This is a genomic window from Shewanella aquimarina (assembly GCF_023349185.1).
Taxonomy (GTDB): Bacteria; Pseudomonadota; Gammaproteobacteria; order Enterobacterales; family Shewanellaceae; genus Shewanella; species Shewanella aquimarina.
On the sequence record NZ_JAKIKY010000014.1, the window covers coordinates 62,258 to 86,037 of the forward strand.

The following is a 23,780-nucleotide window of genomic DNA, read 5'->3' on the forward strand; positions in this document are numbered from 1 at the left end:
TTGATTCATTGTAACAGTTAAACGGGAGCCATGTGGGCGCTTTATCACTCTCAGGAAAAAGTTTAGTCGGCCGATTGATGCTGGCTTTCAGCCTACTGGCCCTGCTCTTACTTCTGCTGGTGAGCCTGGGCAGCATTTCCCTCTATTGGGTGAAGATTGCCGACCAATATCTCTATGAAGAGGCGCTGCCCGCCTCTGAAGCCGCGCGCCAATTGATGCAGTCGGCCAATGTGCTGCAGGACAATGCCCAAGCGCTGGAGCGAGTCGAGGAGGAGGCGGAGCGCGCCTTTATCGGCCGCAAGCTATCCATCGAGAGCGGCAACCTGCTCGGCGCCATCGCTCGTCTCAAGTCGCTGAATCTGCAAGGCGATAGTCACCTGGGGCCCAGGGCGGCGGAGATCATCCATGATCTCACTCAACTCGGGCATCAGGTGGGAGAGCGTCTGGCGCTCGCCAAGCAGTTGAGGGGGGATGGCGAGGCCCTAGTGGACGCCTCCGGGCAGGCAATCGAGCTGCTGGAGGCGGAACTGGCCGTAGTCGATTCGGCCGTGCTGGCCAAGCTGAGTCTGGCCTACCCCGAGGTTGCCGGTGCGACACAGAGTGGCTATCTGCTCGATACCATCATAGAGAAAGACCTCGATATACAGGCGCGTCTCAATCGCGCCCTGGCCCTCATTCATCATCTGGCGCTGGTGGGTCAGCTACTGCAGTCGCCCGAGCAACATCTGGGCCTCACTAAGGTGCTGGTCAGCATGTCGCGGGTGGTGACTCAGCAGCCCGGCGGCGAATATCGATTGCAGCCGAGTGAGGCCCAGGGGGGCGCTCCAGGTAATGATGCCGTTAACGCGTCAACCAGGGAGCAGAGCCGCGATCTGCTAACCACTCAGCCCGATCTGATGCCGCTCGAGCTGCTCAAGGGGGTGGTGCGCGATCCCGTGCGGGCGGCCGAGCTGGCCCATGAGTTAGATATCTTGCGCGGTGTCGGCGATAAGCTCATGCTGCAGCGCCGCTATGCCAAGGTGCTCGCCTCCCAGACGGCTCAACTACAGCGGCTGAGCGATAAGCTGGGCCAGCTCAATACCCTGGTGGACTCGGCCATGAAGGCTCAGCAAACCCAGGCGGAGCAGGCGAGAGGCGATTTTTTACGTCAGCTCTTCTGGGCCAAGGCCGGGCTCTGGGGCACAGGCCTTGTGATGCTGGTGCTGATCCTGCTGGTGGTCTACCGGGTGATCTACAAGGGGATCGCGCTGAGGCTGCATGAGGCGACCGATGCCCTGGCACGCCTTAGCAAGGGCGATACTCAGGTGGCGCTCGATCCCCATGGTGATGACGAGCTGACCGCCATGGCCTCGGCCATCGATGCCTTTAAACAGAAGACAGATCATAATCAGCGTCTGCAGTCGGCGCTGCAGGAGACGGCCGATGAGCTATCGGCCCACAAGGCGTCGCTGGAGACCACGGTACAGAAGCGAACCCAGGAACTGGCCCAGGCCAATCGCCGCCTCGATGCCGAGGTTAAGGGCCATGCTCAGGCGAGACAGTTGGCCGAGTCGGCGGACAAGGCCAAGTCCCTCTTTTTGGCTACCATGAGCCATGAGATCCGCACTCCCCTCAACGGCCTGCTCGGCACCTTGACCCTGCTGGCCGAGTCACCCCTGCCGACGGCGCAGAAACAGATGCTCGCCCTGTCGCAGTACAGCGGCGCGCTGCTGCAGACGGTACTGAACGATATTCTCGATTTCTCCCGTCTGGAGCAGGGTAAGCTGACTAACGAGCTGCGCCCTGTGGCCATTAACGAGCTGCTTGATGAGGTGGTGGCCATCATGCTTGCCGGTGCGGGCAACGCCGGTCTGTCGCTGCGCCTCGAGCGAGACCAGCTGCCCGAGTGGGTAAGCCTGGATGGCCCCAAGCTGCGTCAGGTGTTATTTAATCTGTTGGGCAACGCCATCAAGTTTACCCCGGCAGGGGAGATCCGTCTCAGGGTACACCGCCAGGGGGAGCGCATCCATTTCGCGGTGAGCGATACCGGCCTAGGGATCCCCGAGGAGGTTATGCCGCGCCTGTTTACCGCCTATAGCGCCCAGCCCAACCAGGGGCGTAGCCGGGGCACCGGTCTGGGGCTAGCCATCAGCAAGGAGCTGGTCACCCTGATGGGGGCGAGCGATGAGGGGCTCTGGGTAGAGACTGAGGTGAACAAGGGCAGTACCTTCGGATTTAGCCTGCCGTTGATCGCCTGTGAGGCGCCTGCGCAGAGCACGACAGATATCGTCCCTCAGGTCGCGCCTAAGAGGGTGCTGGTGGTGGAGGATAATCAGGTCAATGCCATGGTGGCTCAGGGCTTCCTAGCTCATCTTGGTCATGAGGGGATATTGGTACCGAGTTGCGCCGAGGCGATGACGGTTTTCGAGGATAAAGAAGCGGGTTTTGATGCCGTGATGCTGGATATTCAGCTTACCGACGGTTCAGGTATAGAGCTACTGAGCCGATTGCGTGCTAAGGCTGCCCCCGGTGTGCCCTTTGCCGCCTTTACCGCTCAGCTACAGCCTCAGGATCTTGAGCGTTATCGCGAGGTAGGCTTCGATGAGATCCTGGCCAAGCCATTGAACATGCAGGCCTTGATGCGCTGGTTGGGGCGGGCCTCGCAATCATCAAGCCCGCTATCTACAGCAACCAAAGCCACAGAAGTAATAGAAACAACAGAAGCCACCGAAGTCGCTAACGTCACGGCACAAATCACTGAGGATGAAACGCCTAAGGCGTCGAAGGATGAGCATCCTCTGCTGGATAGCAATCAGTTCCAGGCGGATCTCGACTGCCTCGGCAAGGCGGCGATGACCGAGATGCTTAGCCTCTACCTAAGCTCCAGCGAGGCGCAGCTGACGCAACTTGAGGCATTAGTGGACGCTGTGGGAACAGACAGCAAGAATGAGACCAGTAGCAAGCTACTGCACGGCCTCAAGGGCAGCAGCGCCAACATGGGCATGCTCAGCATGACACGGCGCTGCCAACAACTGGAACATCAGGCGCTGCAGGCATCTGACATTGCGGCGCTTAAACAGCTTTGGCATGAGTCGGTAGCCGCCTTCGAGACGCGGCTAGCCCAGGCGGTTTAACCTGCTCTGCACTGCCCCGCCGGGCGGGAAAATCTACTAGAGCTCTGGGGGAAATCTGCTACACTGCGCGCCTAATAGCGAGTCTAAGACCAAACCAATAGCAAACTATTTGCAACCATTAGCAACGATAGTCAACCTAAGCGGGATCCTCACCATGTTATTTTCTCAATTGTCTCTGCCGGCTCCCCTGCAACAGGCGCTAGAAGCGCTGGCGTTTCGCGAGGCGACTCAGATCCAGGCTGAGGCGATTCCCTTGGTGCTCGGCGGCGGGGATCTTATGGCATCGGCTCAGACGGGCACTGGCAAGACGGCGGCCTTCGCCTTGCCTATCTTGGCGCACCTACTTGAACAAGAAGGTGAGGGGGCGTCCCCGGTTTCGCCAAAGGCGTTGGTGCTGGTGCCCACCCGTGAGCTGGCTGTGCAGGTGCATCAGGGGATAGTGGATCTCGCGCGCTTCACCTCGCTGTCGGCGGGACTGGTTTATGGTGGTGTCAGCATAGACGCTCAGTGTCAGCAGCTCGCCAAGGGGGGAGAGCTGATAGTGGCTACTCCTGGCCGCCTGCTGGATCTGCACAGACGCGGCGCGGTTAAGCTGGATGCGATAGCGCATCTGGTGTTTGATGAGGCCGACCGCATGTTGGACATGGGCTTTGCCGATGAGATAGCCCAGCTGATGGCCCTCTTGCCGAGCGAGCGTCAGACCCTGCTGTTTTCCGCCACCCTAGATGACAAGGTACTCGAACTGAGTCATCGCTGGCTTAGGCAACCTAAACGCGTTGCGGTCAATGCGCAAAACAGTGCCAGCAAGGACGTCGAGCAGCGAGTCTATGCGGTGGACAGCGAGCGTAAGTTTGCCCTCTTGTCGCACCTGATCAACAAGGGCGATTGGCAGCGGGTGTTGGTGTTTAGTCGCAAGAAGGTCGCCGCCGATAAGCTGGCTGCGCGCCTGAGTGAGCAAGGCATAGCGGCCAAGGCGTTTCATGGGGATCTGGGCCAGGGCGCCCGCGAGCAGGTGCTCGGTGATTTCCGCAAGGGAGGCGTCAAGGTGCTGGTGGCCACAGATGTAGCGGCGCGGGGGATAGATATCGAGTCTCTCGACTATGTGGTCAACTATGAGCTGCCCTATGTGGCGCAGGACTATGTGCATCGTATCGGCCGTACCGGCCGGGCGGGTAAACAGGGGGTTGCAGTCACCCTCTATTGCGAGGAGGATGCCCTGCTGCTGGAGGAGATTGAGGCGCTGCTGGATAAGCGTCTGCCTCAGCAATGGTTACCCGGTTTCGAGCCGGATCTTACCAAGGCGGATCCCAATCCCCGTCGTCATGGCAAGGCAGCGCAGAAACGCCGCGCCAAGCGGCGCGGCCAGGATAGCAGACGCTAGCTGCTAGCCGTTAACGTTAATATCAGGGTTAGGCCGAGAGCCCCTCACAGTCCTGGCGTACCCAGGTTTGGGTAAGCCTGGCGAGGGCCTGATAGAAGCGGCCGCTGTCTCTGTCACTCACCCGCATGGCAAACTCGGGTAACCAGGCATCCAGGTACTGGGCGATAAAGGCCTGTTGGTCTTTATCGCCCAGGCGAGTGGCCTGCTGGGCGACATAGGCCAAGATCACCGCAATATGATCGGCGGGCTCGGGAAAGTCGCTCTGCACCTGTAGCTGACTCTGCATAAGCAGCGCCATCATTTCCTGATGCTGGTCGCCGAAGAGCAAAGGCTGCTCCTCGTCTTCCTTAGGCGTCAGATAGAGGCTGGCATAGGGATTGGCGCTCTGCTTGCCGCCCACCAGAAACAGGCCGCAATAGTCGGCGGCAAGGTTGAGCAGGGCGGGCTCATCATTGAGGCCTGCCAGTACCTCCTGCAGGGTGTTAACCTCAGGTGCCAGCTCGGGAGCGGTGGCGAGCAGGTCAAAGAAGGCCTGCGCCTCGCTGCTTTGCAGGCAGGTCAGGCGCTGATGATCTATCTCTTTGGCAAACAGATCCGACAGCAGGCGGTAGACCCTGGCTCGCGCCTGGTTTTGCGCTGTTTGGTTAATCGATGTTTGGTTCATCTTGTTTCTCCTTTGACCCGGCCCTATTAGCGGCCGATCTCTATGGGACCGCTAAAGGCGCTGACTTCAGGCACCTTGCCGCTGAACTTCTCAAACTCCACCAGACAAGTGTAGGCGGCGCAGGCCTGTGCCAGCTTAGAGCTGCCGATATCCTGGGTCAGGGTGTTGGGGTCGCCATAACTACACAGGGCGCCTATCTCGTTGCCGCCTTGCTTGCTGCCATCCTTGCCGACCGGGCCATACCAGGCGCCTTCGTGGATACGGATCACCCCCTGAGGGAAGCGGTTCGATACCCGGGCGCCCGCCAGTAGCTGACCCCTGTCGTTGAAGACGCGCACCAGATCGCCATCTTTGATGCCGCGAGCCTTGGCATCCAGCGGATTGAGGTAGACAGGTTCACGCCCCTGAACCGTATAGGTTTCACGGTATTGCTCCGATTCACACATCTGCGAGTGTAGACGTTGATCCGGGTGGCATGACTGCATCCAGATGGGGTACTTGTCTGAGCCAGGGCCGCCGTGGCTGCGCTCGCTCTTCTCCATCCAGGTGGGGTGGCCAGGACAATCGTCGTAGTTAAACTGGGCGATCTTACGGCTAAAGATCTCGATAAGGCCCGACGGTGTGCCCAGCGGGTTGATCTCGGGATCCTCTCTAAAATCGCTGTGACGTGTCCAGGGCTGGCCTTCGCCGAAGTGCACATAACCTTGCTGCCAGAAGGTGTCGAAGTCAGGCATCTCGAACTTACCGGCGTTGGCGGCCTTACATTCGTCGTAGAGCTTTCTCAGCCAATCCATCTCGGTCAGGCCGCGGGTATATTGCTTCTCTTTACCCATGAGCGCCGCGAAGCGGGTGAAGATCTCAAAGTCCGACAGGCTCTCGTACAGAGGTTCGACCATCTTCTGCATCGCCAGGACGCCGCGGTTGGCATAGCTGCCGTACACGTCGATGTCGTTGCGCTCGAAGGTGGTACAGGCCGGTAGTACTATGTCAGAGAATCGACAGGTAGCCGTCCAGTTCACGTCTATGGTGACCACACATTCCAGCTTGTGGAAGGCGCGCTTCATCTTGTTTCTGTCCTGATGGTGGTTCCAGGGGTTGTTGCCCGAGAACACCATCATCTTGATGTCCGGGTAGGTGACCTTGTTACCGTTGGCATCTATCGTCTTGCCCGGCTCCAAGATGGCGTCGATCCAGCGCGCGACAGGGATAGTGCTGCTGGCGCCCTTGAAGTCACTGCTGTCAAATAGTGGCTTCTGACCCTCATCCAGGTTACGCGGGAAGGCGCCAGGCGCCGCCGCACCCGACGAAGGTACGCCTATGCTGGAGTAGTGGTGGCCGTAGCTGATACCGCCGCCGGGCAGGCCGATTTGGCCTATCATGGTGGCCAGTACCGCCGCCATCCAGTATGGCTGCTCGCCGTGTTGCTGGCGCTGAATACACCAGCCCATCATGAGTTGCGTGCGGCCCTTAGTCATCACCTTGGCCAGATCTTTGATGATCTCGACGCTCACCCCGGTGATCTTGCTGGCCCACTCAGGCGTCTTGGCAATGCCATCTTTCTCACCCATGAGGTATGGCAGGAACTCATCGAAGCCCAGGCTGTAGCCGTCGATGAAGGCCTTGTCGTGTAGCTCTTGAGTCACCATCTCGTGTGCGATACCCAGCATCAGGGCCACGTCTGTCTGTGGGTTGATGTAGAGCTGCTCACAGCCAAGGTACTTCTGGGTCTTGGTGACCACGGGATCTATGCTGATCACCCTGATCTTACCCTGGGCCACCTTCTCCTTGAGCTGCGCCAGATAGGCGTACGACTCGTGGGTCTCGGCGTTCCAGCCCACCTGCAGGTTCTTATAGGGGTCGTTCGACCAGAGGATGATGGTGTTGCTGTGCTCGAGGATCAGCGGCCAGGAGGTGCCCTGGGCGTAGACCTCGGTCGAGCCGAGCACGTAGGGCAGAATCGTCTGACCGGCGCCGGTGGAGTAGTCGCCGACCTTCTTGACGAAGTTACCGTGCATTCCTACCGCGCGCTGCATGTGGCTGGTGGAGGAGTGCAGCTGACCCGTGGCGCGCCAGCCGGTCTGACCCGCGTGTAGTCCGGATGGACCATATTTGGTCTGGACCTCATCTAATGAGTCCTTAAACAGCGACAGTGCCTTGTCCCAGGTGACACGCACGAAACGATAGTCGCCGCGCTCCTGGGTATTGCTCTTGTGCCCCTTGAGCAGGAAGTCGAGGCGCACCATAGGGTAGCGCACCCGCGACGGGTTATAGACCAGGCCCTTTACCCCGTTAATCATGTCGGTTGGGTATTTATCCAGGTCGAAAGGAATTACCTTGTCGATGACGCCATTCTTGCGGGTCATCTTAAAGGCGCCGAAATGGGAGCCGGTAGTTTTCCACACCTCATCGGTTCTGGTGCTTGCCAGGGCGTTGAGCGGTGCCAACAGCGACGAGCCGCTTAGGGTGACATAGGAGCTGGCGGCGAGGCCTTTTAGAAAATCTCTTCTGTTCATGATGCTATCCTGTTAGTGCGCTGACTTGTCGAAAGTGGATGAATGTTCTTGCAGGTACTTCTGCACCAATGCCTGGGTGTCCTGGTCCATGTTGACGAAGGCGATCATTCCCTGAAACATGCCAGGCCAGGTGTTGGCGTCGAAATGCGCCTCGTCGGGCTGGGTGTGACACACGCTGCAGCTACTGGAATAGGTGTCGCGGGCGTAGTCCCATAGTGGCTGCAGGTCTTTCACCAGATAGTCGCCATCCACCCAGATCTTGGCCTCGACGCGCTGCCAGGTCAGGCCGGTGAGCGGGTCTTGCTGCTCTTCGAACACTTCCATCACGCCTGGCTCTAAGGCGGCATCTTTTGAGAGCTGCGCCGAGAGGATGTTCATGCCGAAATCGAAGTAGATCACTCGGCCTGCGCCTATCTTCTTGCGCCAGCCGTCGATGCCAACCTTGGCACGTTGGCCCTTGAGCTCAAGCACCTTTACCTTAGTGGCAATGTTGAGGGTGCCTGCCTCGACGTCGGTCTTCTCATTGAAAAACAGTGGCTTGGTCAGGGCGCTGAAGTAGTTCTCACCGATAACCAGGCTGCTCTCGCCTGACCCCACCTGGGCGATAAGCTCAGGGGCGCGTGAGGTACCCATGTCGGGCAGCTTGTGGGCGATACCCTTGTGGCAGTCGATACAGCTCTGATCCAGCTCGGCGGCGCGTTTCATCTGTTTCTGGGCCAGCTTCGACATCTCGTCCCACTTCATCGAGTCATAGTTGTGGCAGTTCTTACAGGCGAGTGAGTTGTCGCGATCGAAACGTTTCCATTCGCGGCTCGCCATCTCCAGACGCTTGGCCTCGAACTTCTCTTCTGTGTTGACTGTCTGTAGCAGCCAACCCCACATGTCGTGAGAGGCCTCTATCTTGCGGCCAATCTTGCGGCTCCAGTTGTGGGGCACGTGGCAGTCTGGGCAGGTGGCGCGCACGCCTGAGTGATTAGACCAATGCACAGTCTCTTGCAGCTCCTTGTAGGGCGTGCTTTCCATGCTGTGACAGCTGATGCAGAAGGCTTCGGTATTGGTCGCCTCGAGGGCAGTGTTAAAGCCGCCCCAAAAGATGATGCCCATCAGGAAGGCTGACAGGCTGATGGCGCCCAGGGTAAGGGTCTTGGCGGGTTTGTTGAGGGTACGCCAAAGGGTGATAAACCACTTCATAGCAACATCCTTTCTCGAGTTTAGTAATGGGTTAATGGGCGACGACGCCGCCGAAGGCCTGGATCATCCAGATGATGAAGCCATAGGCGCTGATGCCTGTGATGGTCAGGATCGGGAAGAGCAGCAATATGATGAAGCCAAGGGCTTTGAGCTCTCTGGACTTATCCTGATCTCGCGTTTCGTTTATTGGGTGTGATGGCATGACAGACTCTCTTAGTTGATCTTTGTCTATGCATGCATGGTAGAGAAGGGATGTGAATAGGGGTGATGCCTGGCATGAACCAAGAGTGACAAGTTATGAAAAAATATGAATGAAATGAGGTTGGATGAATTGCTTGGGTTCTCACCAGTATTAACTAGTTGATAATAAACAAGATAACTTAATGCCTTAGGTGGCGGAGATAGATTGAACTAGGACCTTGGATTCGAAAAAGGGGGCACTGGCGAAACTTGTACAAAAGTTTGGCGAATTGTTAGCTTGCTCTGGTTTATGCCACTCTCTTTGCTGTAGAATGCGCCGCCAACAAAGGCTGTGTTATGGGTAAGTGTTTGCTTACCTTAAAAGGTCGGTATCTCCTGGGGTACCGATTTGCAGGTCACGTTAGGGTACACCAATAAGTACTCAGTGGATCTCTCACCCACAGACATATGTCGTGGGGCTCTAACTTGCCACAGCCTTCCAAATTAAGAGATCAAAAAAGGTAACTACTATGAAGTCTGAACAGACTCTCGCTGCACCCGCTGTACCTGCAAGCTCCCTGCTTGACCGTTATTTTTCCATCACCGCTCGTGGTAGTACGCTGCGCCAAGAGGTGATAGCCGGCCTTACCACCTTCCTCGCCATGGTCTATTCGGTGATCGTGGTGCCTAACATGTTGGGCGCCGCCGGTTTCGACCCTGGCGCCGTCTTCGTGGCCACCTGTCTGATTGCCTCCTTTGGCTCGCTCTTGATGGGGCTCTGGGCCAACCTGCCGATGGCGATTGGTTGTGCCATCTCGCTCACCGCCTTTACCGCCTTTAGCATGGTATTGGGCCAAGGCATCTCGATTCCTGTGACCCTGGGGGCTATCTTCCTCATGGGCGTGGTCTTCACCTTGGTGAGTGTCACCGGCGTGCGTCAGTGGGTACTGACCAACCTGCCTAAGGGGATCGCCCACGGTACAGGTATAGGTATCGGCCTGTTTCTGCTGCTGATCGCCACCAACAGTGTGCACCTGATTGTCGCCAACGACACGGGCTTGCCGGTGAAGCTTGGCGATATCCATAGCCTGCCTGTGCTGGCGACCGTTATCGGCCTGGCGGCCACCATAGGCCTGGAGCGCCGCGGCGTACCTGGTGGTATCTTGCTGGTGATCATCGCGCTTTCCGTGTTTGGCCTGGCGTTCGACCCGAGCGTGACCTATCAGGGCTTATTTGCCCTGCCGGATTTGATGTCTGACAAGTCGCTCATCGGTCAGCTGGATATCATGGGCGCGCTTAATCCTGTGGTGCTGCCTATCGTGCTGGCCTTGGTGATGACGGCGATTTTCGATGCCACGGGCACCATACGTGCGGTAGCCGGTCAGGCGGAACTGCTGGATGAGAAAGACAATATCGTCGGCGGCGGTAAGGCGCTGACCTCAGATTCGGTGAGCAGCATCTTCGCAGGCACAGTCGGCGGCGCGCCGGCGGCCGTGTATATCGAGTCGGCGGCGGGTACCGCGGCCGGTGGTAAGACGGGCCTGACTGCCACCATCGTCGGTGTCCTGTTCCTGTTGATGGTGTTCCTTGCGCCGCTAAGCTATCTGGTACCGGCCTATGCTACCGCGCCTGCGCTCATGTATGTGGGCCTCTTGATGCTGAGCAATGTGACTAAGCTGAACTTCGACGACAAGGTCGATGCCATGGCGGGCCTAACTTGCGCCGTGTTTATCATCCTCAGCTGTAATATCGTTACCGGTATCATGTTGGGCTTCGTCACCCTAGTGATTGGTCGTCTGGCCAGCGGTGAGTGGCGAGCACTGAAACCCGGTGTGTTAGCCATCACTATCGGTCTGGTGGTCTTCTACATGGGCGGCTGGGCGATTTAATACCAATCGTAATAAATAATTAATCATTCTAGCTTGTTAAAACGCTCGATAACTGTATTAGTATTTTTAATTGTAGAATAACTACTTATCTAAAAATCCTACTTTGTTCTCAAGCGTTTTTCCTGCGCTATTTCTGATCATATATCTACTGTGGTTGGTATAACGCTGCAATTGGCGAGCGGGTCGTTCAGCTGAGCGCGACTATGATAGCGACTGCGACGGCACCTCAGGCCGTAACTCAGACTGTAATACTGAAAATACAAACCCAGGCTTTTTAGCCTGGGTTTGTCGTTTCTGCTGCCGGCAGCATTTGGTTAACGCATTTGGTTAAGGCAAAAGCGGGTTAGGCCTGTTCTGGTTCTGGCTCATCCTGACTGAAGGCGCGTAGCAGATCTTTCCAGGTGATGATGCCCACTATCTTGTTCAAGGCCATCACAGGCAGACAGCCTATGTCGTGTGCCAGCATGAGTTGGCTGGCGGTCTTGATGTCGGCCTCGGGGGCTATGGTGATGGGATCACGGCTCATTACCTGATGGGCGCGGCGGTGCAGGGTGTCGCTGTCGCGCTCGGTTTCGCCTATGCTGCCGATGTGTGGGCTGAGGGTGCGCAGATAGTCGCGCTCGGATAACACTCCCTGCAAGCTGTCGTTTTCGACCACCAGCAGGTGATGAAAGGGGGCGCTGTCAAAGATCTCTTTGACTATGGTGAGCCTGTCATCCATATCTATGGTGACGACTCTGGTACTCATGATCTCCGATACCCGAATTTCCATGGCGACTCCTGAGACTTAGGGGAATACTGAGTTTTGTATGTTTCTCAGTAACTTTGGTGAATTATCACCTGTTTCCAGTTATAACAGATAAATGAATGTTCAACAAATGACCATCTAAATTTCACATAAATGTCATGGGCTTGCCTTTTAATGGCTGGGTTTATCTTCGCATCAGGGCAAAAAGATGAAATCCATGCCACTGGCTTATCGGGCCGAACCTCTTTACTCAGATTCCACTGTATCGGCGCTTAGTCATTCTGAGCCGAGCCAAACTAATTCGAGTCATGCTAGTTTAAATAAGGCTAATTTAAACCAGGCTGATCTGAGTCAGCATAAGGCGGTGCGTTACTGTCGTGAGCTGATGCGCCGCCCCTCCATTACCCCAGAAGATGCCGGGTGTCAGCGATGGCTAGGGGCAAAGCTTGAGGCCATGGGGTTTGTGGTTAGCCACTATCAGGATCACGGGGTAAGCAATCTGCTGGCATCCTTGGACGAGCGTCCGGCGCAGCTGGCTCTTGCCGGCCACACGGATGTGGTGCCGCCTGGCGATCTGAGTCGCTGGCAGACGCCGCCGTTTGCCGCCACCTTGGTGGGCGAAACCTTGATAGGTCGCGGCGCGGTCGATATGAAATCTGGGCTGGCGGTGATGCTGGCGGCGGTTGAGGATCATATCGCTTGTCATGGCCTGCCCAAGGCCAATTGGCAGTTTATCGTCACCAGCGACGAAGAGGGCGAGGCCGAGTTTGGTACCCGCGCCCTGGTAGAGCGCCTGGCGGCCGCGCAGCGTCTACCTAAATACTGTGTGGTGGCCGAGCCGACCGCCGATAAACAGGCGGGGGATGTGATTAAGATTGGCCGTCGCGGCGCCATCTCAGCCCGGCTGCAACTCAAAGGGAAACAGGGCCATGTGGCCTATCCTAAGAATGCCGTCAACGCCCTGCATATGGCGGCGCGGGTGATGCAGGCATTGGAGGCCCTTAGCTGGGATGAGGGCAGCGATGACTTTCCCGGCACCAGTTTACAGGTGACCCATGTGGATTCGGGCAGCTTTACCGACAATATCGTGCCGGGTAGCTGTGAGATCTGTTTTAATATCCGCTACAGCTATCGTTACAGCGAGGCGGGGATTATCGAGCGGATCCAAAGCTGTCTCGATGCATTGGCTTTAGGCAAGGATGCCATTAACTTGCGCTGGGAGCGCGGCTGTACCCCCTATCATACCCAGGAAAATGGCCAGCAGAGCCTGATCGCCCAGGTGGAGGCGGCGATCTTCGAGGTGACCGCCAGCTTTCCCCGCCTTTCCACCTCGGGCGGCACCTCGGATGGACGCTTCCTATCATCACCCCAGACTCAGGTGATCGAACTTGGGCTACCTAACCACAGCATACATCAGGTTAACGAGCGGGTGGAGCTGGCGCAGATAGTGCGCCTGTATCAGATCTATCGCGCCCTGCTGACGCGCTTTCATCGCTAATCACTAAGCGCTAAGCAATCTTGCTAGGCCATTTAGCTCGCCACTTAAAGCACTTAAATTAAGTCGGAAAAAAAAGACGCCGCTGGGCGTCTTTTTACTTTATTCAATCTGTACCAGCTATTGGGCTAGTTTAACTGGCTACTTCAATTGGCTATCCTCGCCGCCGGTGTTGAGCTCGGGCAGGTGGCAGTCGATGTAGCGGGCACGCTTCTTCGCCTTGAGCTTGTGGGTGTCCACCAGGACTAGGCCGTCGATGCAGTCGCCAAATTCGGCGTCTATGCCAAAGTCGAGGAAGCTGACCCCTAAACCGTCGCACAGCTCGCCATATTGCTTATATAGGGCGGGAACCGCTGCGCCCATGCTGGCGAGCGCCTGCTTGAGCTGCTTAAATTCTGCCTGATAGTCCTCGCCGGGGAACAGGGCTTCGAGCCGCTCGTGCTGCTCCGGGGTGAAGCTGTAGCGGCTGTTGGCGTGTGCCAGCTCCTGAACCGGGCAGAAGTGGGTCTGATAGAAGTAGACCAACATCGCCTTGGCCTGCTCCGGCAGGGCGTCGCTGATGGAGACGGGACCGAACAGGTAGCGATATTGTGGGTGTTTGGCGAGGAAGGCGCCTATGCCGAACCAGAGATAGTCCAGGCTGCGCTTGCCCCAATACTTGGGTTGCACGAAGCTGCGCCCCAGCTCCAGCCCCTGCTCGAAATAGGGAGCGAACTCGTCGCGATACTGAAACAGCGACTGGCTGTAGAGGCCCTTGTGCTCATCCTGGTAGAGGCTCTTGGCACTGGCGAAACGGTAGGCGCCGACGATCTCCAGCGCCTTGTGATCCCAGAGCACCAGATGCAGGTAGTCGGCGTCGTACTTGTCTGTGTCGCGGCGCTTGCCGCTGCCTTCACCCACGGCGCGAAAGGCGATCTCCCTCAGCCTGCCTATCTCACGCATGATGGGATTGCTTTGCTTGTGGCGGTAGAGATAGATGAGTTTCTCGTCGTGAGTCCGGCCCAGCAGCTCGCACTGGGATAGCGCCTCGATCAGATCGCTGCGCGACTCGGGATGGGCGATGGCGTTCTGGGTCTTAAACAGGGGGCTGCGGTTCTTGCCGATGCGGTAGAGATGATTCTTCAGCAGCTTCACCTGGGTCTTGAGCGGGAAGTCGCTGCTGGCCACCACCTCTTTGGGGATCAGCTGACCTATGCGCAGTGGCATGGTGCGCTTGGCCTGCTTAAACATCTCCTTGACCAACAGCAGGCTGGCCAGGGGCTTGTAGATCATCGAGGCGCCGTAGAAGGTGGCCGAGTTTTTGGCGTCGGCAAACATGGGCAGTAGCGGCGCCTGACAGGCCTTGGCGATCTTCAAAAAGCCGCTGTGCCAGTGCAGATCCCGTACGCCGTTGGGGCGCAGGCGTGACACCTCGCCAGAGGGGAAGATCAGTACGGCGCCTTCGCTCTTGAGGTGCTGGTGGATCTTCTCAAGGTGCTGTTTGGGAGTGCCGCCTGTCATGTTGCGTACGGGCAGCAGGATGGAGTGCAGCGGCTCAAGGGCCATCAGCAGCTCGTTGGCCACCACCTTGATATCCGGGCGCACCTTGCTGATAAGCTTGATCATCGCCAGGGCATCGAGGGAGCCTATGGGATGATTGGCGTAGATCACCACTCGTCCCTCGCTGGGGATATTCTCGACCTCGGTGCTGGGCACGCTATAGGTGAAGTTGAAGCTGGCCAGTACCTGTTCGATAAAGTCTACCCCCTCAAGGTAATCGAACTCCTGAGTGATGGCATGGCACTCTTTTTCCATCAGGAAATAGCGCAGCAGCGCCTTGGTGGGGGTCGCCAGCCAGGGGCTCTGATTGAGCTTGGGCAGGTTGTTGGCAACCACATCGTCTACGGTAAAAATCATCTTTTGCATGGGATCTGCTCGCTGTGTAGGGGGGGGGGCCGTTATGGAGACACCCTATCCATAGCGTCAGAGTAAGAGGGGAGTTTGACTAGTAGATGAACAAATTATTGCAGCCAGATGACGCCTACTGCACTATGAGGCTGTCGGGTAGACGTATGATGAAGGTGCTGCCTTGCCCCTCCTGAGAGTCTATGCTGATCTCTCCCTTCAACACCTGAGTGACTATGTTAGAGACGATATTCATCCCCAGGCCGCTGCCGCCTTTGCCGCGTTTAGTGGTGAAGAAGGGCTGGAACACTTGGGCCTGGATATCCTCCGGCATGCCGCAGCCATCGTCTTGGTAGGTGATGCAGATGCCGTCATCTGTGCGTGTCACCTCCAGGCTCAGCTGGCCCGACCTGCCATCTGGGTAGGCGTGGATCACCGAGTTGTTAAACAGGTTGCTGACGATCTGGTAGAAGGCCCCCGGGGTACTCCTGATGATCAGCTTCTCGGGACAGTGATAGCTGTATTCATGGGGGGTACGTGACAGCATGGGGTTGAGGGAGATGAAGATCTCCTCCAGGTAGGCGTGTAGGTCGAACTCGCGCACATCCTCGTGGGACTGATCCACAGAGACCTGTTTGAAGCTGGCGATCAGCTTAGCTGCGCGTTCCAGGTTAGCCAGAACCAGGCGGCAGCACTCGGCCACCTCGGTTTGGTACTCTTCGAAATCCTCTTCGGTGATCTCGCCTCGGCGATAGAGCTGGTCGAAGTGTTTGACGCTCTCCTGCAGGTGGGAGGCGGCGGTGACACTGATGCCGATGGGGGTGTTGACCTCGTGGGTGATACTGGCCACTAGACCGCCCAGTGCTGCCATCTTCTCTTTGTCCATCAGCTCGCCCTGGGTATGTTCCAGCTCATCCAGGGTGTGTTTTAGCTCGTCGTTACGCTGTTGCAGCTCCAGGGTGCGTTCGGCTACGCGCTGCTCCAGGCGCTGATTGAGCTCGCGTAGGGCATGCTCTGTCTCTTTTTGCTGCTGAATGTTCTTGATAGTCCCTGCGATCCGCACCGCCTTGCCCATCTCGTCACGCTCCACCACCTGGCCGCGATTGAGTACCCAGAGCCACTCGCCGTCGGGCGCCAGGCCGCGATAGGTGAGGGAGAATTTATCTATCTGATCGTTAATGCACTCCTTGGCGACCCGAGACACCTTGGGGATGTCGTCCGGATGGACGCAGCTGGCGATGGTCTTCTTAAGCTCCTCTTCCTGCTCCGGATACTTGAGGAAGGTATTGGTGCGGGTCGCGTTGCCGTGAACAATGTTCCAGTCCCAGAACTCGTCGCCGCTGCCCCACAGCGCCAGCTGCAGACGCTGTTCGCTCTCGGCCACCTCATGCAGCAGCGCCGCCTGCTGTTGATACTGAGACCATTTGCGATAAAAGATCAGGCTCACCAGCATCAGTGTCAGGGTGAAATAGAAGGTGTAGGCGAAGGGCGATTGCCAGGGGGCCGGTTCCAGCATGATCTGCAGGCGCCTGATGGGGCTGTATTGCTGATTTATATCCTTGGCGCGGATCTCAAACAGATAGTTGCCGGGATTGAGCCCGGTAAAGTAGGCGACCTGCTCTGGCGAGCCGGCGATCCAGGTGTCGTTGAGCCCAAGCAGACGGTACTGGTAGCTGAGCCGGGTGGCGTTGTGCAGATCTGGGCTGTGATAATGCAGCGAGAAGATGTCGGCGGTATGGGAGAGGGTCAAGGCCGGTGGCAGCCTCGGGGTGCCCTTGTCCATATCCGGCAGCCCCTGAGACTGACCCAAGACAAAGAGATCTGTGATCACTGGCAGGGTTGGCGGCTGACGCCTGGGGAGCTGTGACGGGTTAAAGTGGTTGAAGCCGTTGACGCCACCCAGGTAGAGGCTGTTATCGCTGCCCAGTGCCGCCGCACCGAAGTTAAACTCGTTGTCCTGTATGCCATCGAGGTCAGTGTAGTTGGTGATCTTTAGGCTGCCCGGGTCTAGGTGGGTCAGCCCCTTGGTGGTGCCAAGCCACAGGTGGCGGCGCTGGTCGGCGAACAGCAGATAGATGGTATCGTCGATCAGGCCATCTGCCGTGGTAAGCAGTCGGCTGCTGAAATCCCGGGTGTTGAAATGCAGTAACCCCTCGTTGCTGGCAATCCACAGGCTGTGGTTGTCACCAGGGATAATGGAGAACAGGTGCTTGGGCAAGGCATTGGGGGTATGCGTGGAAAAGTGGGTGATCTCGCCATCGACCGCAAGCCTGAGCAGGCCGTCGCTGGAGGAGGTGAGCCAATAGTTGCCGTCGCTGTCCTGCAGCATATCTGTGACCGTCTTGATAGGGAGCTGCACACTAATAAAGCCTGTTGCTATGCCGGCATATCTGGCGACGCCGCCATCTCTACTGGTGATCCAGGGTGTCCCCTTATGGTCGAAATAGAGTGAATACAGCTGATTGCTGGGCAGGCTGTTTGGGCTCTTGGCATCGGTTAGATAGTGAATATAGCTCTGCTTGTCGGCGGTATAGATGAAGAGGCCGTCGCCCCGGGTGCCTATCCACAGCTGGCCGCTGGCATCCTCCTTGATGAAACTGACGAAGGCCCGACCCAGCCTAGGGTTTTGCACATGGAAGGGGGCAAAGCCTGCCAGTTCGCCCCTAGTGTTTTTTAGCCCCCGATAGACCCCGCTGGCTGTGCCGACCCAGAGGGTACCCTGGCTGTCCTCCAGCAGACTACGAATGTCCACATTAAGCAGGTTGTTGTCGATGAAGCTAAAGCCATGCACGTGGCCGAAATATTGGGCGTCGAGAAAGGTTTTGCTCAGGCCGCCGCCCTTGCTGCCGATCCACAGCTGCTGTTCGTTGTCTATCCATAAGGATGTGATGACTGGGCTGTTGATGCTGTAGCGGTTCTCGGCGGATGCGTTGAGCCTGTGGAGCTCACCACTGCTTGGCTCATATCTGGCTAAGCCCTGGGCGCGAAAACCAATCCAGAGGCTGCCGAACTTGTCTCGCTTGAGGGCGGAAATGGAGAAGGCGGCGCTGGCGGGCACGGAGTCGATAGCCATGGCCTGGTCGTTGGTGATATCCAGCAGGAACAGACCGCGGGTCTGGGTGCCTACCCAGAGGGTGTTACTCTTACCCGCCTCGATGGCGGAGACGCCGCGAAGCTCGGCCTGGGCATATTGGGTCAGACTAACCTTGTCTTCCGTTTGTTTAAGGCTGGCGAGGCCGTTGAGGGTGCCAATCCAGAGCTTCTCCTGTCTATCGCGATACAGGGTGTTGATACGCCCGCCGGGCAGGCCCGGGGTATTGCTGCTGTCTAGGGTGGCCAGCAGCTTGTTGCTGGCGGGGGAGTAGTAGAGCAGGCGGTTGTCGGCGGTGGCGAGCCAGAGGTTGCCCTCGGCGTCTTCGTCCAGGTCGACGATATCGTCGGGTAGCGGACTGTTACTGGCGTTGAAGGGCTCGAAGCGTCCACTGTCGGCGTGATAGCGGTTGATCCCTTCGTTACGGGTGATAAGCCATAGGGTATTGCGGCTGAAATGCAGTTTCTTGATAAATTTGGCCGAGGGGCCTTGTTCATCATCTCGGGTGTCGAAGATCTTGAAACGCTTACCATCGTAGCGGTTGAGCCCGGCCTGGGTGGCGACCCATAGGTGGCCATCCTTGTCGTTGACGATATCTGTGACCGTGTTCATCGACAGCCCCTCCTTGGCGCCGAATGAATCGAATTGCGGCTGATAGCTGAAGGCCTGGCTGTGCTGGCTCACCAGAAGCAAGAATAAGAGGATGAAAGCTCTCATCTAGGTGCGCCAACTCGTGTATTTGCAAGTCATAACTTGGCCCTTGTGATCTAGGGGGCTGTTTGGCACTCAGTTTTTGGGGAATTGGGAGAGATAAATATCCGCATGGCCCCTGACAAAACGAGCACTTCTTGAGTGTTTAAGTTTAGAAGTCTTTGGGGAAATAGCGAGTTGAATGAATAAGATAATGTGCCAATTTGGCCATAAGAAAGGGCAGCCTGAGCTGCCCTTTTGCGTCTAACGTCTCTGCCCTAGAAGATGAGGTGGGCGACACCAGCGATCACCGGCAGGGTGACCAGGGTTCTGAGGATAAAGATGACAAACAGCTCGACGATATTGACCGGGATCTTGCTGCCGATCAGCAGGGCACCCACTTCACTCATGTAGATCAGCTGGGTCACCGACATGGCGGCGATGATGAAGCGGGTCATGTCTGACTCGATGGAGCTGGCCAGGATAGAGGGAATGAACATGTCAGCAAAGCCCACCACTATGGTCTTAGAGGCCTCGACGGCTTCCGGCACCTGCAGTAGTTCCAACAGTGGGATAAAGGGCATGCCCAGATAGTTAAAGATAGGCGTGTATTCGGCGATCATCAGCGCCACAGTACCTATGGCCATCACCACGGGAATCACGCCGAAAATCATATCGATAACATTCTTCAGACCATCTTTGACCGTGTGACCCACACCGTCGGCCTTGGCCGCCTTAGCCAGTGCCAGCTCTAAACCCCAGGCGAATACGCCGCGGCCGTGGGGGATCACTTCATCGTCAGGGTGACGCGGCGTCTCATCTATGTAGTGGTCTTTCTTCCAAGAGAGTGGCGGCAGTTTTGGTACGACAATCGCTGCCACGACACCGGCCAGACAGACGGTGAGATAGAAGGGCACGAACAGGTGTTCCAGTTTGACCTGGGAGATCACCACCAGTGAGAAGGTAATAGAGACCGCCGAGAAGGTGGTGCCTATCACCGCCGCCTCTCTCTGGGTATAGAATCGGGATTCATACTGTTTGCTGGTCATCAGAATACCGACGCTGCCATCACCCAGCCAGGAGGCCATACAGTCGATGGCGCTGCGTCCGGGCAGGTTGAACACGGGGCGCATCACCTTGGTCAGCAGGGTGCCGAAAAGCTCCAGCAGGCCGAAGTTGAGCAGCAGTGGTAGCAACATGCCGGCAAAGATAAACACGCAAAATAGCACGGGCAGCAGGTCGTTGAGTACGAGTGCACCTGTATTACCCGAGTGAATCGCCTCAGGCCCAGTGCCGGTAAAGGTCAGCACGATAAAGATGGCGCCCAGGACACGCACCAGAGTCCACATGGGGCTGACATCGAGCAAGGCACCAAAGAAGGGATAGCGCTTGAGTATCGCAGGTTTTGCCAGCTTACTAATCAGCGTCGCGATAGCGGTGAGCACCACAATGGCGGTGACGATGGCGACAATGCTATCGCCCAATAGGTTTTGCAGCCCCTTAGATACGATGGCGATGGGGATCGTGATGGCATCTTGATAGCTAATGGGGGTCATGAAGAGTAACAGTCCGATAATGGAGGGGACTAGAAACGTCAGCACTGTTTTTATGTTATGGGTTTGTTTTTCAGCCACTTTATTTAGCCTTTATTCTTAGCTTCCCAAGCATGGGTCGCCATCTACTCAAAGATCCGTTAATCAATACACTCTGAATATCCATTCATGAGATAAGCGGGGAAGGTTACCCCCTAAGTCCAGTGATGTAAAACGATTATAATGCTTGGTGAACCGTTTCACCGTCGCAGCATAGTTATTAGCACTTTATGACTATTTATATTGTACCTAAATTGCCAAGCGCTAGGCTAGGTAAATATTGGTTAAACCCCTTTGAAAACAAGGTTGTGTAATTGTTGCTGGGCTGTTGCGTGGTGGCGGGCTGTTGGGGCAGGGAGGTCTCATAACTGGGATGGTGCGCTATTATTCTCAAGGTATGATTTCTGCCGAGATTTTATGCAGTTCGTGTCAGAAATATGCGCTAGACCTCTGCAAAAATTTCTGATTCCATATATGGTTAACCGATGAGTGTGTTAAATGATAAAGGACCTATGACTTCAAAAGAGCAGAAACTGTCTAAATTAGCATTTAGGTTTGGCTTGCTTGGACTCTTAGGACATCTTATCGGCCTGCTGGCGGCTAGCTTAGGATTTAGCGATTACAGCGGCCAGGGCTTTAGCTTCTTTAATTTTTCCCTGAGTGAGCTGGGTCAGTATGGTCACTCCGAGCTTGCCGTTGTGTTTAACGGTGGTCTCTTCTTTGGCAGCCTGAGCCTGGTGTTGTTTGCCCTGTTTGCCCTGCAAAACAGCGACGGCCCCTGGGTGCTGACAAGTTTCTCTGTGTTGGTGGCCTCGCTTCTGGCGCTGGCCTGTGTCGGCCTGTTTCCGGTTAACGTCTACCACTTGCATATCTTAGGCATAGAATATTTCTTCTACTTCGCGGCGATGAGCGTGGCGGCCTATCTTATCTATCTGCTAAGACGCAGAGGCAGACCCAAGCGATTTGCACTGCGGGGCAGCCTGTTGCTCTCTGGCCTGACGCTGGGGTTGCTCTTGGTGTTTATCCTGATGGCCCATACGGATGATGGCATGGTGGCTAACGGGACCTGGTTTTATCATGATCTCGTGATGGTCGAGCCAAGACCCGAGATCCGTTTTCCGGTGATCATGGAGTGGGCGGCCCTGTTTAGCTTTATGGGGTGGTTGCTCTCGCTGGTGTGGACCCAGCGAGAGATGCGTCGACTCGATTAACCTTACGCGAGTGGGTTAAGCCGAGCTTTCATTTCCTTAATCTGGCCTAATCCTGATTAGGCTCTATCTTTCATTTAACTTTGAGTCAGACCCGGCAGCTGGTGCCAGTAGCCGTTACACTGCCTGTCGTGGCTGGCCGATTTGGCCGGGAGTGCATCGGCCAAGTCGATGGATGCCAGTGACGAGGGGGATATGCGGAAATAGTCGACCCCCAGCGCCTGCATCTGAGTCTGCTGGTCGCACAGATCCATATAGTTCGCCGACTGTGTCTGAATACCGTTGAGACGTAGTAGCGGCTGATCTTCCTGAGTCTGCACCAATAGGCCCTCGGAGTTTTCGATACAGATGGTCTGACACTTATCCTTGGTCAGCCCCTTATGACGGGCGGTAAAGCAGCGGGCCGAGTGGGCCAGCGGCATGTAGCCGTGACCGAACACCTCGACTTCGACCTGGCGCGGGGCGAGATCGTCGAGCACCTGGGTGAGCCAGGCCTTGGACAGTTCCAGCGGCATCACGAAACGCTGCATGCCCCAGCTGGCAAACTTCTTCAGGGTCGCGGCGTTATAGCTGTTGACGCTGGGGCCACAGACGAAGGGGATCCCTTGTTCCTTGGCCAGGTAGATGGCGCCCACATCGTTGGCTTCGATGGCGAATTCGCCATTCTCCACCTGCTTCTTAAGCTCGGTAAATTCCGATTGTGCCTCGATGAGTGTCAGGGTCGAGAGCACCACCTCCTTGCCAGCCGCCTTTAGCATGTGTGCCAGGTCGAGATAGTCACTAAACTTGAGCTCCCGGCGGCGACTGCATACTGTCTCGCCCAGGTAGACTAGTGGCACGCTGCTCTGGGCCGCTGTTTCATAAAACTCGATCACCTTCTCTTTGGGCCAGCAATATTGAATTGGTCCTAATGAGGTTTTCATCTTGTTATCCTTTTGTCTTTTTGCTCGCGGCTTTTGTCCGCAATTATTGCCAGGTGCGCTCATAGGCGCCGAGTGTGGTGACCTGTCCTTCGGAGACCTTGGCCAGGGCCTGGTCCCACTGAGCTTGAGTGGTGTAGGCCTGAGGGTCGTTCAGGTAGGTGTCTATCGCCTGACGCCACACCCGAGTGACCTGCTCCACATAGGCCGGGCTGCGCTGACGCCCCTCGATCTTGAGAGACACCACACGGGCCTTGTCGAGCTCAGGTAACAGGCTGAGCGTATTGAGGCTGGTGGGGGACTCCAGCAGGTGCGAGGCTTCCTGGCTGTCGCTGGTGGTGTAGCGTCCCTTGCAGACCACGGGATAGCCCATCTGCTCATCCTTACCGGACTGGTCGATCAACACATCATTGAGCCGGGTCTGTTGGCTGTCGCCCACATCCTGCCAGCGTACGTGTTTCGCCGGTGAGCAGGAGCCGCCCGTGTTGGGGGATTGGCCCGTCACATAGGAGGAGAGGTGGCAGCGCCCCTCGGCCATGATGCACAGGCTGCCGAAGGCGAACACCTCCAGATCTACCGGGGTCACCTTGGCAAGGTCTCTGACCTGCTTCATCGACAGTACTCGTGGCAGTACCACGCGGTCGATATTGAACTCCTGCTTATAGAGGCTAAGGGCGCCCAGGTTGGTGGCACTAGCCTGCACCGACAGATGCAAGGGCAGGTGGGGATAGCGGCTGTGGGCATAGTCCAGCAGGGAGAGATCGGCCATGATCAAGGCATCGACGCCCGTGTCGGCCGCCAGATCGATCGCCTGGTACCAGCGCTGTTCCTCGCCCGGTTTAGGGAAGGTGTTGATGGTGAGAAAAATCTTCTTACCGGCCCTTTGGGTCAACCTGGCCGCCTCGGCCAATTTTTCCGGTGTAAAGTTAAGCCCGGCAAAGGAGCGGGCATTGGTATCGTTTTTTAGCCCAAGGTAGACGGCGTCGGCACCGGCGTTTAAGGCGACCTTGAGGGAGGCGAGGTTACCCGCCGGACAAAGAAGTTCCATGTGCTGTTCTCCCTTAAAAAGTGTGCAGTGTAAAAGGGATTGGCTGAACAATTCTTGATGTAAAACAGGTTTGTGATCATAAAATCTGGTTAAAATTGATTTCCTTATCACTCTCGACAGCAGTTGTCGGGAACCTGACTAAACATTGATCGAGGTCACGATTTCGGTCCGCA

The 23,780-nt window shown here is 56.7% G+C and carries 15 protein-coding genes; 5 read left to right on the plus strand and 10 right to left on the minus strand.

Annotated features, from left to right (window positions below):
• Positions 1-77: 77 nt before the first annotated feature.
• Complete coding sequence (gene torS, locus L2731_RS16350; RefSeq protein ID WP_249254517.1) at positions 78-3,113, plus strand: TMAO reductase system sensor histidine kinase/response regulator TorS; 3,036 nt, start codon at positions 78-80, stop codon at positions 3,111-3,113.
• 154 nt (positions 3,114-3,267) lie between these two features.
• Positions 3,268-4,494: a DEAD/DEAH box helicase gene (locus L2731_RS16355; protein ID WP_249254518.1), complete on the plus strand. Its 1,227-nt coding sequence runs from the start codon at positions 3,268-3,270 to the stop codon at positions 4,492-4,494.
• Positions 4,495-4,522: 28 nt separating this feature from the next.
• Here the strand turns inward: L2731_RS16355 and torD are convergent, their stop codons facing one another.
• The 4 genes from torD to torE are packed head-to-tail and all read right to left on the minus strand — an operon-like array spanning position 4,523 to position 9,064.
• A complete protein-coding gene (gene torD / locus L2731_RS16360) occupies positions 4,523-5,158 on the minus strand; it encodes a molecular chaperone TorD (protein WP_249254519.1) in 636 nt (211 codons plus the stop codon).
• A 26-nt stretch (positions 5,159-5,184) separates the two neighbouring features.
• A complete protein-coding gene (gene torA / locus L2731_RS16365) occupies positions 5,185-7,671 on the minus strand; it encodes a trimethylamine-N-oxide reductase TorA (RefSeq protein ID WP_249254520.1) in 2,487 nt (828 codons plus the stop codon).
• 12 nt (positions 7,672-7,683) lie between these two features.
• Positions 7,684-8,862: a pentaheme c-type cytochrome TorC gene (gene torC, locus L2731_RS16370; protein ID WP_239851800.1), complete on the minus strand. Its 1,179-nt coding sequence runs from the start codon at positions 8,860-8,862 to the stop codon at positions 7,684-7,686.
• A 31-nt stretch (positions 8,863-8,893) separates the two neighbouring features.
• Complete coding sequence (gene torE, locus L2731_RS16375; protein WP_239851799.1) at positions 8,894-9,064, minus strand: trimethylamine N-oxide reductase system protein TorE; 171 nt, start codon at positions 9,062-9,064, stop codon at positions 8,894-8,896.
• Between the two features lie 508 nt (positions 9,065-9,572).
• Here torE and L2731_RS16380 point away from each other — a divergent pair.
• Complete coding sequence (locus L2731_RS16380) at positions 9,573-10,931, plus strand: NCS2 family permease (protein ID WP_249254521.1); 1,359 nt, start codon at positions 9,573-9,575, stop codon at positions 10,929-10,931.
• A 343-nt stretch (positions 10,932-11,274) separates the two neighbouring features.
• Here L2731_RS16380 and L2731_RS16385 read toward each other — a convergent pair whose 3' ends face one another.
• Positions 11,275-11,703, minus strand: a complete 429-nt coding sequence (locus tag L2731_RS16385) for a CBS domain-containing protein (protein ID WP_249254522.1) — start codon at positions 11,701-11,703, stop codon at positions 11,275-11,277.
• 184 nt (positions 11,704-11,887) lie between these two features.
• Between L2731_RS16385 and dapE the strand changes: the two genes are divergently transcribed.
• Positions 11,888-13,177: a succinyl-diaminopimelate desuccinylase gene (gene dapE / locus L2731_RS16390; RefSeq protein WP_249254523.1), complete on the plus strand. Its 1,290-nt coding sequence runs from the start codon at positions 11,888-11,890 to the stop codon at positions 13,175-13,177.
• Positions 13,178-13,315: 138 nt separating this feature from the next.
• Here the strand turns inward: dapE and olsF are convergent, their stop codons facing one another.
• From olsF to L2731_RS16405, 3 genes are all read right to left on the minus strand, one after another.
• Positions 13,316-15,070, minus strand: coding sequence for a bifunctional ornithine lipid synthase OlsF (gene olsF / locus L2731_RS16395; protein ID WP_462939101.1), 1,755 nt, complete (start codon positions 15,068-15,070; stop codon positions 13,316-13,318).
• Positions 15,071-15,194: 124 nt separating this feature from the next.
• A complete protein-coding gene (locus L2731_RS16400; protein WP_249254525.1) occupies positions 15,195-18,866 on the minus strand; it encodes a two-component regulator propeller domain-containing protein in 3,672 nt (1,223 codons plus the stop codon).
• Positions 18,867-19,117: 251 nt separating this feature from the next.
• On the minus strand, positions 19,118-20,473 hold the full coding sequence (locus L2731_RS16405; protein ID WP_249254526.1) for a YjiH family protein: 1,356 nt from the start codon (positions 20,471-20,473) through the stop codon (positions 19,118-19,120).
• A 518-nt stretch (positions 20,474-20,991) separates the two neighbouring features.
• Here L2731_RS16405 and L2731_RS16410 point away from each other — a divergent pair.
• Complete coding sequence (locus L2731_RS16410; RefSeq protein WP_249254527.1) at positions 20,992-21,642, plus strand: hypothetical protein; 651 nt, start codon at positions 20,992-20,994, stop codon at positions 21,640-21,642.
• A gap of 74 nt (positions 21,643-21,716) precedes the next feature.
• On the opposite strand, the gene L2731_RS16415 is transcribed toward L2731_RS16410, so the two are convergent.
• Together L2731_RS16415 and ubiU are read right to left on the minus strand one after the other, a co-directional pair.
• A complete protein-coding gene (locus tag L2731_RS16415; protein ID WP_249254528.1) occupies positions 21,717-22,562 on the minus strand; it encodes a U32 family peptidase in 846 nt (281 codons plus the stop codon).
• 43 nt (positions 22,563-22,605) lie between these two features.
• Positions 22,606-23,607, minus strand: coding sequence for a ubiquinone anaerobic biosynthesis protein UbiU (gene ubiU, locus L2731_RS16420; protein ID WP_249254529.1), 1,002 nt, complete (start codon positions 23,605-23,607; stop codon positions 22,606-22,608).
• Between the last annotated feature and the right edge of the window lie 173 nt (positions 23,608-23,780).